This is a genomic window from Kocuria sp. BT304, from assembly GCF_003290245.1.
Classification (GTDB): Bacteria; Actinomycetota; Actinomycetes; order Actinomycetales; family Micrococcaceae; genus Kocuria; species Kocuria rhizophila_A.
The window spans coordinates 2,258,759-2,273,297 of record NZ_CP030039.1 but is presented as its reverse complement, the minus strand read 5'-3'; the positions used below and the strand labels follow the sequence as shown (position 1 = coordinate 2,273,297).

The window sequence follows — 14,539 nt, the reverse complement described above, 5'->3', positions numbered from 1 at the left end:
CGGGAGCCCGGACACGCTCACGGGCCGTTCGGGGCCGGATGTGGGAAAGGGGGTGGTAAAACCACACAAACAGACATAAGCTCACATTCAACGAGTCCTGCACCACAGTCCGTCCGTGAGGTGAGCATGTTCGCTGCAGAACGCCACGAGGAGATCGCGCGCACCGTGAGCCGCGAGCGCCGGGTCAACGGCGCGGAACTCGCGCGCCGCTTCGAGGTGACCATGGAGACCATCCGGCGCGATCTCGCCGTCCTGGAGAGCCAGGACCGGCTGCGGCGCGTGCACGGCGGGGCGGTCTCGGTGGACCAGTCCACGAGCGGCGAGCAGGGCATGGACTCGCGCCAGCGCCTCGCGGCCGCCGAGAAGCACAGCATCGCGCTCAAGGCCCTCGAGGTGCTTCAGCGCGCGGGCGCCGGGGCCGTGGTGCTGGACGCGGGGACCACGGTGGAGGCGCTCGCGGAGCTGCTGCTGCACCGCGACAACCACCTGCCCGGTGGCCAGGAGCAGCTGGTGATCACCCACGCCCTGCACATCGCCGCGAAGCTCGCGGACGCGGAGGGCGTGGGTCTGGAGCTGGTGGGCGGGCGGATCCGCAAGCTCACGTGGGCGGCCACCGGTTCGCGCGCGGCCCAGCACTACGACCAGCTGCGCCCGGACCTCGCGTTCGTGGGCTGCAACGGCGCGCACGCGCGGTTCGGGCTCTCCACGCCGGACCCCATCGAGGCCGTGGTCAAGTCCGCGATCGTGCAGGCGGCACGCCGCGTGGTGGTGCTGTGCGACGCGAGCAAGCAGGACCAGGAGACCCTCACCCGTTTCTGCTCGCTCGAGCAGATCGACACGTTCATCACCGACGCGGCTCCCGTGGGGGAGCTGGCGCAGGCCCTCGAAGACGCAGATGTGGAAGTGGTCCTCGCATGATCATCACCGTGACCCTCAACCCCTCCGTGGACCGCACGGTGGACCTCGGTGCGCCGCTCGCGCGCGGGCGGGTCCAGCGCGCGGTCTCCACCCGCCAGGACCCGGGCGGCAAGGGCGTGAACATCTCGCGCGCGCTGTCCGCGAGCGGCGTGGACACCGTGGCCGTGGCCCCGGGGGACGACACCGACCCCCTGTTCGCCGCCCTGGACGCCGTGGGGGTGCGCTACGACAGCGTCTCGATCGGGGCGCCCATCCGCTCCAACATCACGGTCACGGAACCGGACGGCACCACCACCAAGATCAACGAGCCCGGCCCCGTGCTGGACGAGCGCACGGTCGAGCGGATCGTGGAGCGCATCGTCAGCCGGGGGGCGGGCGCGTCCTGGCTCGTGTTCGCGGGCTCCGTGCCCCCGGGTCCCGCCCCGGACGTCTACGCGGTGATCGCGTCCCGGGTGCGTGGCGCGCTGGGGGCGGCGGCGCCGTCGTACGCCCTGGACACCTCGGGCGCCCCGCTCGCCGAGGCGCTCGCCCCGGACGCTGGGACCCTGCCGGACGTGATCAAGCCCAACGGCCACGAGCTCGCCCAGCTGCTGGGCCGCGGGGACGGCGACGCCTTCGAGGCGGATCCGCTCGCGAGCGCGCAGGCCGCGCGGGAGCTCGTGGCGCGCGGCGTGGGCGCCGTGCTGTGCACGCTGGGCGGACGCGGCGCCGTGCTCGTGACCGCTAACGGCGCGTGGCACGCCGAGCACGCGCCCGTGACCGTGCGCTCCACGGTGGGCGCGGGGGACAGCGCCCTGACCGGCTACCTCATGGCCGCCGAGCGGGGCGACCCCCCGAGCGAGTGCCTGCGCCACGCCGTGGCCCACGGCTCCGCGGCGGCCGCCCTGCCGGGCACCCAGATGCCCACGCCCGCACAGACCACCCCGGACGCCGTGCGCGTCACGGAGCTCGGCCCGCCGGCAGCCTCCCGCACCCCGCAGGGCACGGCCGACGACGCCGCACGGTCCCTCCCCGTTCTGCCTCACCCCGCCGCGCCCCGGCTCTCCGACCCCCAGGAAACCTCCGCGCCCGAGGAAAGCTCCGAGCCCGTGGGGACTGCCAAGCCCGCGGGGAGCGCCCCGGGTGCGCCCGGCCCCGCCGACGGCGCCCCGGACCACCCCGGTTCCGACCGGGGCCCCGCGGCACCCCGTTCCTGACCCATCCGCTGCGCGCCGCACCGGCCCGTACCCGAGGAGCACCGACATGTCAGATCTCATCACACCGGACCTGGTCCTGCTGGACCGGGACCTGGGCGGGTCCACGGACAGCGTGATCCGTGAGCTCGCCGCGACCGTCCACCGGCAGGGCCGCGCGCGTGACGCGGACTCGCTCGCCGCGGACGCCCTGGCCCGCGAGGCCAAGAACGCCACGGGCATCCCGGGCGGCATCGGCATCCCGCACTGCCGGTCCGAGGCCGTCACGCGGGCCACGCTGGTCATGGCGCGGCTCGCACCCCCGGTGGACTTCGGCGCCAAGGACGGCCCGGCGGACGTCGTGTTCTTCATCGCGGCCCCCGCGGGCGCGGACCAGGAGCACCTCAAGCTGCTGTCCAAGCTCGCCCGCTCGCTCATGAAGAAGCCGTTCGTCGCGTCCCTGCGCGCGGCCACCACCCCGGAGGAGGTCGTGGGCATCGTCGACGGCGCCCTGGGTCTGGGACCCGTCCCGGACGACGCCGCTCGGCCCGCTGCCGGGGGCGCGGACCCGGCCGCCGGTGGCACCACCACCGGCGCGTCGGGTTCCTCCGCCGCGACCGCGCCGGGCACCGTGGCCTCCGGCACCGCGTCGACGGCGCCCGGAACCGGGGGTGGCACCTCAGCCGCGGGGGCTGGCGACGCCGCCGGGGAGACCGGCGCGGCGCCCCTCGCAGGGGATCCGCAGTCCCCGTCCACAGGTGCGCCCGGCGCCGACCCGGGCACGGCCGCGAGCGCGGGTGCCGTGGGAGGTGCCGCGGCGGCGTCGTTCGTGGCCAACGGCTCCCCCGAGGACCGGACGGCAGGGACGGGCGGTGAGCAGCGCGGGCCGCGTCGGCTCGTGGCCGTCACCGCGTGCCCCACGGGGATCGCGCACACCTACATGGCCGCGGACGCCCTCGCGAACACGGCGCAGGAGATGGGGGTGGAGCTGCAGGTCGAGACCCAGGGCTCCTCGGGCGCCACGCGCCTGGACCCGCAGGTGATCGCGCAGGCCGAGGCCGTCATCTTCGCCACGGACGTGGACGTGCGCGAGCGCACCCGCTTCGCCGGGCTGCCCTACATCGCCTCCGCCGTGAAGCGGGGCATCGACGAGCCCCGGGAGATGATCGAGGAGGCGCTCGCCGCCGCTGAGGACCCCCGGGCCCCCAGGGTCACCGGGGACGGCACGGACACCGCCGACGCCCTGACCGGCAGCGAGGGCTGGGGCACCCGGATCCGCAAGGCCGTGATGACGGGCGTGAGCTACATGATCCCGTTCGTGGCCGCGGGCGGGCTGCTCATGGCCATCGCGTTCATGATCGCGGACCCTGTGGAGGTGGCGCAGCAGGCCGACCACATCCTGCAGACCGCCACCCTGGGCAACCTGGGGGACGTGTCCCTGTCCATGTACCTGGGCGCGGTGCTGTTCAAGACCGGAAACCTGGCCATGAGCCTGCTGGTGCCCGCGCTCGCGGGCTACATCGCCTACGGGCTCGCGGACCGGCCGGGCATCGCCCCGGGCTTCGCGGCGGGGCTCGTGGCCAACTTCATGGGTGCCGGGTTCATCGGCGGCATCGTGGGAGGTCTGCTCGCGGGCCTGTGCGCGTACTGGCTGAGTCTGCCGCGGCTGCCACGCTGGCTGGGTTCGCTGATGCCGGTGGTGATCATCCCGCTGCTGGCCTCGCTGTTCGCGGGCGGTCTGCTCTTCCTGGTGGTCGGCGGGCCCATCGCGGCGTTCATGACCTGGCTGACCGGGCTGCTCTCCGGCATGAGCGGGGCGTCTGCCGTGGCCCTGGGGGCCGTGCTCGGCCTGATGATGTGCTCGGACCTGGGGGGACCCATCAACAAGGTGGCCTACTCCTTCGCCGTGGCCGGGCTGGGCACCGCGACCGCCACCAACTCCGCGCCGCAGGAGATCATGGCCGCCGTGATCGCCGCGGGCATGGTGCCCCCGCTGGGCCTGGCCCTGGCGTCCACCGTGCTCGGGCGGAAGTACTTCACCGCTGCGGAGCGCGAGAACGGCAAGACCTCGTGGCTGCTCGGGGCCTCCTTCATCTCGGAGGGCGCCATCCCCTTCGCCGCGGCGGATCCCCTGCGCGTGATCCCCGCGTCCATGGTGGGCGGCGTGGTCACGGGGGCCATGAGCATGGCCTTCGGCGTGGCCTCGGCCGCACCGCACGGCGGCGTGTTCATCCTGCCCGTGATCCACGGGCCCGGGGCCTTCCTGCTCAGCGTGGTGGTGGGCACCCTGATCACCGGCGTGCTCGTCACCCTCCTCAAGCGGGTGGGGCGCGCCAAGGAGCACGCCGGGGAGATCCCCGGGGTTCCGCAGACGCAGCAGAGCGTGGGAGCGTGATGACCATGAAGGACGACACCCGCCGGGAGGAGCCCGGCCAGCAGATCCTGCACGGCGTGGGGGTGAGCCCCGGGCGGGTCATCGCGCCCCTCGTGCACATGGCCCCCGCCGTCACCGAGCCCCCGGTCGGGGACCCCCTCACGGGCGACCCCGACGCGGCCGTGGACCGGCTCAAGGCCGCCGCGCTCGCGGTGCGGGCCGAGCTCACGGAGCGCGCGTCCCGCGCCCGTTCCGAGTCCGCCGCGGAGGTCCTCAAGGCCACCGCGCTCATGGCGGGGGACCGGGCCCTGACCAAGAACGCGGGCAAGCTCGTGACCACCCAGCAGCTGAGCCCCGAGCGCGCCCTGTGGCAGGCTGCCACGGCCTACGCGGACCAGATGCGCGCGATGGGCGGCTACATGGCCGAGCGCGCCGCGGACATCGAGGACGTGCGCGCCCGGATCGTCGCGCAGCTGCGCGGCGAGGACGCCCCGGGAGTGCCCCAGCGCCGCGAGCCGTTCGTGCTCGCGGCCGAGGACCTCGCCCCGGCGGACACCGCGGTGCTCGACCCGGACGTCGTGCTTGCCCTGGTCACGGAGTCCGGCGGGCCGCAGTCCCACACGGCCATCCTCGCCCGCAACCTGGGCCTGCCCGCCGTGGTCGCCGCGCCGGGGGTGCTCGAGCTGTCCGGCGGTCAGCCCGTGTTCGTGGACGGTGCGGCCGGAACCGTGCTCACCGCTCCCGGCCCGGAGCAGGAGGAGGCCGTGGCCGGGTGGCGGCGGGCCAGCGAGCAGCTCGCCTCGTTTGACGGCAGCGGGCAGCTCGCGGACGGCACCACCGTGCCGCTGCTGGCCAACGTGGGTGCCGGCGACGACGCCCGCGCCGCCGCGGAGGCCGGCGCCCAGGGCGTGGGACTGCTGCGCACCGAGTTCTGCTTCCTCGGGCGGGACACCGAACCCTCCGTCGCCGAGCAGGCGGAGGCCTATGCCGAGGTGCTGGTGGCGTTCGAGGGCCGCAAGGTGGTGGTGCGCACCCTGGACGCGGGAGCGGACAAGCCCCTGCCGTTCCTCACGGACGCCACCGAGCCCAACCCCGCGCTGGGCGTGCGCGGCTACCGCACGGACAGCACCACGCCCGGCGTGCTCTCCCGGCAGCTGGAGGCCATTGCGGCCGCCGCGCAGCAGACCACCGCGGACGTGTGGGTCATGGCCCCCATGATCGCCACCGTGGCCGAGGCCGTGCGCTTCCAGGACCTTGCGCACGAGGCCGGGCTGCGCACGTGCGGCGTGATGGTCGAGACACCGGCCGCCGCCCTGACCGCCGAGCAGATCCTGGACCGCGTGGACTTCGTGTCCCTGGGCACCAACGACCTCACGCAGTACACGATGGCCGCGGACCGGATGCTCGGCTCCCTGGCTGAGCTGAACTCGCCGTGGCAGCCGGCCGTGCTGCGCATGGTCGAGTGCGTGACCCGCGGGGCGGCGTCCGCCACGCGCTCCACGGGCACCCCCAAGAACGTGGGGGTGTGCGGCGAGGCGGCCGCGGACCCCGCGCTCGCGGTGGTGCTCGTGGGGCTCGGCGTGGACACCCTGTCCATGAGCGCGCGCTCCCTCGCGGCGGTCGCCGCCGTGCTGCGCACCGTGGACACCGCACAGACCCGGCGGCTGGCGGAGCTCGCCCTGGGGGCCACTGGGCCCCAGGAGGCGAGGGACGCCGTGCGGGCGGAGCTGCCCGCGCTCGCCGAACTCGGCCTGTGACGGGCCGGGGCACCACCGCAACCACCGAGCACCACAACCCGAACAGGAGCTGACATGACCGAACGCACCGCCACCGTGGCCTCCCGCGTGGGGCTGCACGCCCGCCCCGCCGCGATCTTCGCCGAGGCCGCGGGGGAGTACGAGAACCTCGAGATCACCATTCGCGCCGAGGGCGAGGATGCCGAGGAGGGCATGGACGCCTCGTCCGTGCTGTCCCTGATGTCCCTGGGCGCCTCGCACGGGGACAGGGTGGTCCTCGCCGCCGAGGGCGAGGGCGCCGAGGAGGCGCTCGCGCACCTCGCGGGCATCATCGAGACGGACCTCGACGCCGAGTGAGCTGAGCCCACCGGCCGGACGCCGGGTGCCCACCACGGGCACCCGGCGTCCGTCGCTGTGGGCGCGACGCCGCGGGGCCCGCGGTCCCGACCGGACCGCCCGGAGCTGTGGCGCCGCGGCCCCGGCGTTGCCATCCCGGTGTTCCGGGCGGGGTTCCCGGGCGCGGTGTGGCGGAGCCGGGCGCCGGGAACGGGGCGCCGCGGGAGTCGGTGCCGCGCCCGCGACGTCGCGGGGGCGGGCGAAAGGAACCGCGCCGCGGCCGAGGGGTACGGTGTTCCCATGGTGCGTCTCCTGATCCTCGGCGGCCTCACGCTCGCCACCCTCGCCACGGTCCTGGCGGCCGTGCTCGGTCCCTGGGGATGGTGGTTCCCCGCCGTCCTCTTCCTCCTCCTGCTGCTCGTGGCCGTCCGGGACGCCACGCAGCGCAGGCACTCGGTGCTGCGCAACTTCCCCGTGCTCGGGCACATGCGTTTCTTCCTGGAGAAGATCCGACCGGAGATCCAGCAGTACTTCATTGAGCGCAACTACGACGGCAAGCCCTTCGACCGGGACCAGCGCTCCCTGGTCTACTCCCGTGCCAAGGGGTTCAAGGGGGACAAGGCGTTCGGCACCGAGCTGGACGTCAACGAGCCCGGCTACGAGTACTTCGTGCAGTCCGTGGCTCCCCGGGCCGCTCCCGAGGACGAGCACCGGGTGCGCCTGGGCGGGCCGGACTGCCGGCAGCCCTACGACGCGTCCCTGTTCAACATCTCCGCCATGAGCTTCGGCTCGCTGTCCAAGAACGCCGTGCTGGCCATGAACAAGGGTGCGGCCCTCGGCGGCTTCGCCCAGGAGACGGGTGAGGGCGGGCTCACCGAGTACCACCTCGCCCACGACGCGGACATCATCTGGGAGTTCGGCTCCGGGTACTTCGGCACGCGCGACGAGAACGGCAACTTCGACCCCGAGCAGTTCCGGCGCAAGGCCAACCTGCCCCAGGTCAAGGCCGTGAACATCAAGCTCTCCCAGGGCGCCAAGCCCGGCCTCGGCGGTGTGCTGCCCGGGGCCAAGGTCACGGCGGAGATCGCCGCGGCCCGCGGCGTGCCCGAGGGGCAGACCTGCATCTCCCCGGCGAGCCACTCCGCTTTCACGACGCCGCGCGAGCTGATCCGCTTCGTGGCCCGGCTGCGGGAGCTCTCCCACGGAAAGCCCATCGGCTTCAAGCTGTGCGTGGGCTCCCGCGTGGAGTTCCTGGCCATCTGCAAGGCCATGATCGAGGAGGGGGTCACCCCGGACTTCATCGTGGTGGACGGCGCCGAGGGCGGCACGGGCGCGGCCCCGCTGGAGTACCAGGACCACGTGGGCACCCCGCTCGTGGAGGGCCTGATCCTGGTGCACAACGCCCTGGTGGGAGCGGGGCTGCGCGAGCGCATCAAGCTCGGGTGCGCCGGGAAGATCACCTCGGGCCACGACATCGTGCGCCACATCATCCAGGGCGCGGACTTCTGCATGAGCGCCCGGGCCATGATGATGGCGGTGGGCTGCATCCAGGCCCAGGCGTGCCACACCAACAAGTGTCCCGTGGGCGTGACCACGCAGGACCCGCGGCTCTACCGCGCCCTGGACGTCGAGGACAAGGGCGACCGGGTGGAGCGCTACCACCGCCTCACGGTGGAGGAGGCGGGCCAGATCATCGCCACGATGGGCTGCGACCACCCCGAAGAACTCACCCGGGAGATGCTGCGCCGCAAGGTGACCGCCACCCAGTCCATCTCCTACGAGTCCCTCTACCAGTGGCTGCGCCCGCGCGAGCTGTTCGAGGGCGTCGAGGGCGGATGGGGCGAGGACTGGGACTACGCCGATCCCGACCGCTTCTCCGCGGGCCACCCCGGCAAGTACGTGTTCCACGACCGCGGGCCGCTGACCCCGGGCGGGGTGGTTCCCGCCGCGGACCGCGAGTACGCCGGCGTGGGCGGCTCCTCGGTGGGCTCCGCGCGCGTACGGGGTGCAGCGGCGTCGTCGTCCCCGGGCGCCGTGCGGACGGGCGACGACGCCGCGCCGCAGGATCCCGCGGACGCCTCCCCGGGGGCGAGCCGCCGGCCGGAGGGCGAGCCCGGGACGAGCCCCGGCGCGCAGCACACGCGGCGGGACCCGGCTCCCGAGCCCGGCAACGTGGACCCGGAGGACGACTCACGCTCCCGCAACCCCGGCCTCGCCTGAGCGCGGCGGGATACCATGTGAGGCGGCGCCGGGCACGCTCGGCGCCGCCCAACGTCAGAGCACGTCCCGCGGTACAGGATTGAGAGAGCCTTGCGAGAATTCACGGCACGTTTTGCCACCGCCCAGGAGATCGCCGAGTGGGACACCCACGTCACGGCCAACCCGTCGGGTGGCAACCTGCTGCAGTCGGAGGCGTTCGCCGAGGTGAAGAAGGACCACGGCTGGACGCCCCGGCACGTGGTCTACGAACCCTCGGACGGCTCCCGCGCGAGCTACAACCTGGTGCTGGAGAAGAAGGTGCCCGCCCTCGGCCGGCTCTGGTACATGATCAAGGGCCCGGACGTGGAGTCCGTGGAGGACGTCCCGGGCATCGTGGCTGCCAACGAGCGCTTCGTGGCCGGCGCGGCCAAGGGAGTGTTCGCCATCAAGTACGAGCCCGAGATCCTCGCCTCGGACTATGCCGCCGGGGTGCTGGCTCGGGCGGGACTCGTGAAGTCCTTCGAGATCCAGCCCAACGACTCCACCGCCGTGCTCAACACGGACATGGACGAGAAGGCGTTGCTGAAGTCCCTGCACTCGCGCGGGCGCAACGCCGTGCGCCGCGCGATCCGCGAGGGCTGCGAGGTGGAGCAGGTTCCCCTCACCGAGGAGAACATGCGGGCGATGTACGCCCTGATGGACTCCGTGGGCCAGGGCCACGCCCAGGTGAACCTGCGCTCCTACGAGTACTACCGCGCGTTCTGGACGAACTTCGCCGAGCGCGGCCAGGGACGTCTGTACTTCACCTACGAGGACGGCAAGCCCTCCGTGGGCGCGTACGTGATCGCCTACGGCTCCAAGGGCACGTACAAGGACGGCGGGTCCAAGCCCCGCCGCAAGCAGTACGGGGACTCCCACCTGGTGCAGTGGTCCGCCATCACGGACCTGAAGCAGGACCACGGGATCGTGCAGTACGACTTCTGCGGCACCCCGCCCTCGGACCAGCTCAAGAACAAGGAGCACCACTACTACGGGCTGGGGCTGTTCAAGACGAGCTTCACGAAGACTGTCGTGGACTACGCAGGTGTTTGGGACCAGCCGCTCAGCCGCGCGAAATACGCTGTGTGGACCAGCGTGGCGGAGAAGGTCCAGCGCCAGCTGTGGGTGCGCCGCACGGGCCAGCCGTTCTACTGACCGGCGCCAGCCCGGCCGCGGCACCCTGACGAGACCACGGGGCGGCCGCCCCACGGCCCCGGGCCGCGGCCGCCGCCACACCAGACCTGAGCAGTGCCCGCGGCGGCAGGGAAGGTTCATCCGACGTGAGCGTGAACGAGCAGCTGATCCACATGGCCCACCAGGGCTACCCGTCCTCGGGGGAGGCCACGGCCCGCCCCTCGGCGGACGACCAGCCCTTCGGCCCGGGCGGTGACACGGCCCTGCGGGAGGCCGTACGGCCCACGGCCCCGCGCCGTCGTGGGCGTGCCCTGCCGCGCCCCACGGAGGAGCAGGCGGCCCAGGCCCTTGCGCGCGCCGCATCGCACCCGCACACGGACCCCCATGCCGCCGCCCCCCGCACGGGCGGGCAGCGGACACTGCGCACCGGGCAGTCGGCCACCGCGGGGTCCACCCGCGTCTCCGCCCTGCCCGTGCTCACCCCCGGTCAGATCGCCGCGGACCGCGCGGGACAGGGCCACCGCGGCGGGGTCCCCGCCGCGCTCACCGAGCCGATCGGCACCACCTCCCGGCGCAGCAGCACCCCGGCGGCCTCGCCGGTGGAGCGCCCGGAGACGGTCGAGCACGAGATCGCCCCGGCCACCACCGCGATCCCCCGGGCCGTGTACCCCGCCGCCCGGGTGGACCCGCCGAAGGCCCCCCGGTCCCTGTTCCGCTCGCTCGTGCAGGGCGACGCCGCCCCCACGGCCCCCATGCGCGTGGTGGACCGTCTCACCGCCACGCCGTTCCGCCACCTGCGCAAGTTCGGCGACGGCTCCGACCGGCAGGCCCGGCGGACCCTGAACTTCGCCCTGCGCCTCGCGGAGACCATGTTCCACTACGGGGCGGACGCCCTGGACGTGGAGAACGCCATCATCGCGGTGTGCGCCACGTACGGGGTGGAAAACCTCGAGGTGGACATCACCAACCAGTCCGTGACCATCAACTACGTGGCCGAGACCACCGCCACGGGCCAGCTCGCGGCCGCGGGGCTCGCCCCGGCCGCCGCGGGCGGCGAGGGGGAGACCGGCGAGGGCGCGTCGTCGTTCGCGGGCACCCCCGGCACCACCGGGGAGATCCGCGGCTCGGGGAGCACCCGCACGGGGGAGGACCCCTGGGGGGACTCCGCGACCTCCAGCCACACCGTGATGCGCGTGGTGCGCTCGTGGACGGACAACTACTCGGGCCTGGCGGACACCCACCAGCTCGTGATCCGCATCATCGAGGGCGAGATGCCGCTGCGCCGGGCGGAGCGGGAGCTCGCGGAGATCAACGCGCGGCCCAAGCCCTACGCCCGCTGGATGGTCACGGCCGCCACCGTGCTCGTGGCCGGAACCCTGGCGCTGGCCCTCGGGGCGTCCTGGGTGGGGGCGTCCGTGGCCGTGGCCTCGGCCGCCGTGGTGCAGGTGGTCACGGCCAAGCTCAGCGCGTGGCGGATCCCCGAGTTCTTCTCGCTCGCCGCCAACGCCTTCGTGGTCACGCTCGTGGCCATCGTGGTCTCCGCCCTCGGGGTGCCGCTGTCACCGCCCACGGTGATCGCGGGCGGTCTGATCATGCTCCTGCCCACCACGCGCATGGTCTCCACCATGCAGGACGCCATCAACGGCTTCCCCGTGACCGCGGCGGGGCGGCTGCTCTCCACCGCCATGGCGTTCCTCGGCATCGTCGCGGGCATCGCCCTGGGGGTGTCCGTGACCGTGAACGTGCTCGGGGTGCCACCCATCGACATCTCGCAGTCGAGCTTCACCCCCACGGGCAAGCTGACGAACATCGCGTTCATGCTGGTCTCCACCGCCCTGATCGCGGTGTCCATGCAGGTCAAGCCGCGGCACATCCCCCCGGCCGTGGCAGCGGCCTTCGCGGGGCTGCTGCTCTACCACGGGGTGGGTCTCGTGGACGCCGGCAGCCGGATCGCCACGGGCGTGGGCGCGGTGGCCAGCGGATGCGTGGCAGCCCTGCTCGCGGCCCGCTCCAAGATCCCCCAGGCCGTGCTCGCGATCCCGGCCATGACCTTCCTGCTGCCGGGACTCACCCTGTTCCGCGGGATGTACGCCATGACGGTGCAGACCGAGACTCCGGGCCAGGGCATCAACGAGCTGGTCAACGCCATGGCATCCATCGTGCTGCTGGCCGCCGGCGTGGTGCTCGCCAAGTACCTCATGCGCCCGTTCATCGAGCAGATGCAGCACCTCTCGCAGCGCCGCAACCGGCGCCGCTGAACGCTGAGCGCGGGCCCTAGAGGATCTGGCCCACGGGCAGCTTCTTCTCCGCCTGGAACACGTCCTCGGTGCGTCCGCGCGCCCAGTAGCCGGACAGGGACACCTGCGCACGCTCGAGGCCGCGCACCTCGAACAGCTCGCGGCGGGCGGCCTTCATGGCCTCGCGCTCGCCGTGCACGAACGCCTGCACGCCCGTGAGGTCCTCGGGCCACGCGGCCTCGGAGATCCCGACGACGAGCGCCCGTTCACCCGGGCGCTCGTCCGCCCGGTGCACCCACCGCACGCGCACCCCCTCGGGGAGGGCCGTGTCGGAGAGGTCGAGCTCGTGGGAGGCGTCCTGGACCTCGAGGACCGCCTCGCCGCGGGCGTCGTGCGGCAGGGCCTCGAGGTTCGCGAGCACGGCGGGGACGGCGGCGTCGTCGCCCGCGAGGATGCTCCAGGTGGCGGCGGGGTCCGGAACCCACTTCCCGCCGGGGCCCAGGGCCACGATCCGGTCACCCGGCCGCGCGGCCGCCGCCCACGGCCCGGCGTGGCCCTCGCTGCCGTGCAGCGCGACGTCGATCCAGACCGTGGCCGCGGCGGCGTCCACCCGACGCAGGGTCATGTGGCGGGACACGGGCTGCTCGTGCGGGGGAGCGCTCTCGCGGACCGCCCAGTAGTCCGGCAGCTCGCCGGGGGTGGTGGCGGCCAGGGTCTGCGGGGAGAAGAACAGGAGCTTGACGTACTTCTCAGGCGCGGGGACGTCCCGGAAGTCCTCCGGGTTGTCGATGCGGCACACCACGCGCACCATGGCGGGGGCCAGACGGATCTGCTCGACGACCGTGAGGTCGAGCTGGGGCTTGCGGTCTGCGGGTGCTGGAATCCTCGGCATGGACCCAGCTTAGGGGACCCTAACCCGGCAGCTTCCACGAGACGGGCTCCGCACCCTGCTCGCGCAGCAGCTCGTTGGTGCGCGAGAACGGGCGGGAGCCGAAGAATCCCCGGGACGCGGACAGCGGCGAGGGGTGCGCGGACTCCACCGTGGGCGCCCCGCCCAGCCAGCCCGCGGTGCTGCGGGCGTCCCGGCCCCACAGGACGGCCACGAGAGGCGCACCGCGGTCGCCGAGCGCGCGGATGGCGCACTCCGTGACCGCCTCCCAGCCCTTGCCCCGGTGGGACGCCGCCGCCCCCGCCTGCACCGTGAGCACCCTGTTGAGCAGCATGACCCCCTGCCCGGACCACGAGGAGAGGTCCCCGTGCGGGGGAGGCTCGATGCCCAGGTCCGAGCGCAGCTCCTTGTAGATGTTCTGCAGGGACCGCGGGACCGGTCGGACATCCGGGGCCACCGAGAACGAGAGGCCCATGGCGTGTCCGGGCGTGGGGTAGGGGTCCTGGCCCACGATCAGCACCTTGACCGCGGACAGCGGCTCCCGGAACGCCCGGAAGATGTTCTCCCCGGCCGGCAGGGTGTGCCGGCCCGCGGCGTGCTCCGCGCGCAGGAACTCGCCCATCGCACGGATCTGCGGCTCCACCGGTTCCAGGGAGGCGGCCCACTGCGGGTGCATGATCTCGGACAGCGGGCGCGGGGCGTTCACGGTGGACCTCCTGGGGCGGGGCGGCGCGCGGGGCGGGGCGGCGCGCGCTAGGGTTGAGGCCATGTCTACCACGGGGGAGGAGCTCGACGAGCTAGACCGGGCCGTCCTGGAGCTCGAGTCCGAGCACTGGAAGTACCGGGGCGCCAAGGAGTCCGCGATCCGCTCCCGCCTGGGGCTCAGCCCCGTGCACTACTACCAGCGCCTCAACGCCCTGATCTCCTCGGAGGCCGCAGCCCGCCAGGCCCCCATGCTGATCTCCCGGCTGCGCCGCGCCCGCACGCGCTGAGCGCGCCGTGCGTGGGATAGTGTCCCGGGGCGCGCGCGAGCACCGCGCTCCCACGACGGCCGACGGGTCCAGGAGGGCCAGACCATGAGCGAGTACCCCCACGACGAGTTCGACGACGTCCCCGAGGACGGCGCCCGCCAGGGCGCCCACCGGGGGCACAACCCCCGGGCGCGGGAGGGCTCCACGCGGCAGTTCCGCGCGGTCCTCGTCTCCGGGGTGCTGGCCCTCGTGCTCGGTGCGGTGTGCTTCGTCAACGCCCCGCGCACGGCCCAGGACGCCCAGGCCGACGCCGCACGGCCGGGGGCGTCCGCGACGCTCGCGGGCGGCGTCGTGCGCGGCTGAGCGGGCCCGCGTTCAGCCGGGAATGAAACCTGAGCCCACCACACGCAGACCGTTTGCGGTTCCGCGCGCAGCAGTGCCACTATTGGATTAGCACTCAGTCGAGTGGACTGCTAACCGGGTCCGGTGGCGTCCACCCGGCGCACGGGTGAAAACCACATCACGGTGAGGTGG

Annotated in this window: 12 protein-coding genes; 10 read left to right on the top strand and 2 right to left on the bottom strand. The window is 73.6% G+C overall.

The features are described from left to right. Window positions 1-126 precede the first annotated feature (126 nt). The 8 genes from DNL27_RS10020 (at window position 127) to DNL27_RS09985 (ending at window position 12,166) form a co-directional block, all read left to right on the top strand. Complete coding sequence (locus DNL27_RS10020) at window positions 127-918, top strand: DeoR/GlpR family DNA-binding transcription regulator (protein WP_012398917.1); 792 nt, start codon at window positions 127-129, stop codon at window positions 916-918. Next, on the top strand, window positions 915-2,114 hold the full coding sequence (locus tag DNL27_RS10015; RefSeq protein ID WP_112235461.1) for a 1-phosphofructokinase family hexose kinase: 1,200 nt from the start codon (window positions 915-917) through the stop codon (window positions 2,112-2,114). The genes DNL27_RS10020 and DNL27_RS10015 overlap by 4 nt, the downstream gene beginning before the upstream one ends. A gap of 46 nt (window positions 2,115-2,160) precedes the next feature. Then, entirely contained in the window at window positions 2,161-4,485 is a 2,325-nt protein-coding gene (locus DNL27_RS10010; protein WP_112235460.1) for a fructose-specific PTS transporter subunit EIIC, read from the top strand. Next, window positions 4,485-6,221 (top strand): phosphoenolpyruvate--protein phosphotransferase, encoded by a 1,737-nt coding sequence (gene ptsP / locus DNL27_RS10005; RefSeq protein WP_112235459.1) that lies wholly within the window; start codon window positions 4,485-4,487, stop codon window positions 6,219-6,221. The genes DNL27_RS10010 and ptsP overlap by 1 nt, the downstream gene beginning before the upstream one ends. A 54-nt stretch (window positions 6,222-6,275) precedes the next feature. After that, window positions 6,276-6,557, top strand: a complete 282-nt coding sequence (locus DNL27_RS10000; protein ID WP_012398913.1) for an HPr family phosphocarrier protein — start codon at window positions 6,276-6,278, stop codon at window positions 6,555-6,557. Window positions 6,558-6,836: 279 nt separating this feature from the next. Then, the gene (locus tag DNL27_RS09995; protein WP_112235458.1) at window positions 6,837-8,756 is read left to right on the top strand and encodes an FMN-binding glutamate synthase family protein; all 1,920 of its coding nucleotides are present in this window, start codon (window positions 6,837-6,839) and stop codon (window positions 8,754-8,756) included. 90 nt (window positions 8,757-8,846) lie between these two features. Further along, a complete protein-coding gene (locus DNL27_RS09990) occupies window positions 8,847-9,929 on the top strand; it encodes a peptidoglycan bridge formation glycyltransferase FemA/FemB family protein (RefSeq protein ID WP_112235457.1) in 1,083 nt (360 codons plus the stop codon). A 125-nt stretch (window positions 9,930-10,054) separates the two neighbouring features. After that, the gene (locus DNL27_RS09985; RefSeq protein ID WP_112235456.1) at window positions 10,055-12,166 is read left to right on the top strand and encodes a threonine/serine exporter family protein; all 2,112 of its coding nucleotides are present in this window, start codon (window positions 10,055-10,057) and stop codon (window positions 12,164-12,166) included. Window positions 12,167-12,182: 16 nt separating this feature from the next. Here the strand turns inward: DNL27_RS09985 and DNL27_RS09980 are convergent, their stop codons facing one another. Next, complete coding sequence (locus DNL27_RS09980; RefSeq protein WP_112235455.1) at window positions 12,183-13,037, bottom strand: siderophore-interacting protein; 855 nt, start codon at window positions 13,035-13,037, stop codon at window positions 12,183-12,185. Between the two features lie 19 nt (window positions 13,038-13,056). Next, the gene (locus DNL27_RS09975; protein WP_112235454.1) at window positions 13,057-13,740 is read right to left on the bottom strand and encodes a uracil-DNA glycosylase; all 684 of its coding nucleotides are present in this window, start codon (window positions 13,738-13,740) and stop codon (window positions 13,057-13,059) included. A 61-nt stretch (window positions 13,741-13,801) separates the two neighbouring features. On the opposite strand from DNL27_RS09975, the gene DNL27_RS09970 reads away from it, so the two are divergent. Further along, the gene (locus DNL27_RS09970; protein ID WP_012398907.1) at window positions 13,802-14,026 is read left to right on the top strand and encodes a DUF3263 domain-containing protein; all 225 of its coding nucleotides are present in this window, start codon (window positions 13,802-13,804) and stop codon (window positions 14,024-14,026) included. Window positions 14,027-14,110: 84 nt separating this feature from the next. Then, window positions 14,111-14,368, top strand: a complete 258-nt coding sequence (locus DNL27_RS09965; protein WP_012398906.1) for a hypothetical protein — start codon at window positions 14,111-14,113, stop codon at window positions 14,366-14,368. Window positions 14,369-14,539: the final 171 nt, after the last annotated feature.

What these genes read in the sequence shown, in the direction of transcription:
- DNL27_RS10020 (WP_012398917.1), top strand. Translation starts at nt 127, where the DNA reads ATGTTCGCTGCAGAACGCCACGAGGAGATCGCGCGCACCGTGAGCCGC.
- DNL27_RS10015 (WP_112235461.1), top strand. Translation starts at nt 915, where the DNA reads ATGATCATCACCGTGACCCTCAACCCCTCCGTGGACCGCACGGTGGAC.
- DNL27_RS10010 (WP_112235460.1), top strand. Translation starts at nt 2,161, where the DNA reads ATGTCAGATCTCATCACACCGGACCTGGTCCTGCTGGACCGGGACCTG.
- ptsP (WP_112235459.1), top strand. Translation starts at nt 4,485, where the DNA reads ATGACCATGAAGGACGACACCCGCCGGGAGGAGCCCGGCCAGCAGATC.
- DNL27_RS10000 (WP_012398913.1), top strand. Translation starts at nt 6,276, where the DNA reads ATGACCGAACGCACCGCCACCGTGGCCTCCCGCGTGGGGCTGCACGCC.
- DNL27_RS09995 (WP_112235458.1), top strand. Translation starts at nt 6,837, where the DNA reads ATGGTGCGTCTCCTGATCCTCGGCGGCCTCACGCTCGCCACCCTCGCC.
- DNL27_RS09980 (WP_112235455.1), bottom strand. Translation starts at nt 13,037, where the DNA reads ATGCCGAGGATTCCAGCACCCGCAGACCGCAAGCCCCAGCTCGACCTC.
- DNL27_RS09970 (WP_012398907.1), top strand. Translation starts at nt 13,802, where the DNA reads ATGTCTACCACGGGGGAGGAGCTCGACGAGCTAGACCGGGCCGTCCTG.
- DNL27_RS09965 (WP_012398906.1), top strand. Translation starts at nt 14,111, where the DNA reads ATGAGCGAGTACCCCCACGACGAGTTCGACGACGTCCCCGAGGACGGC.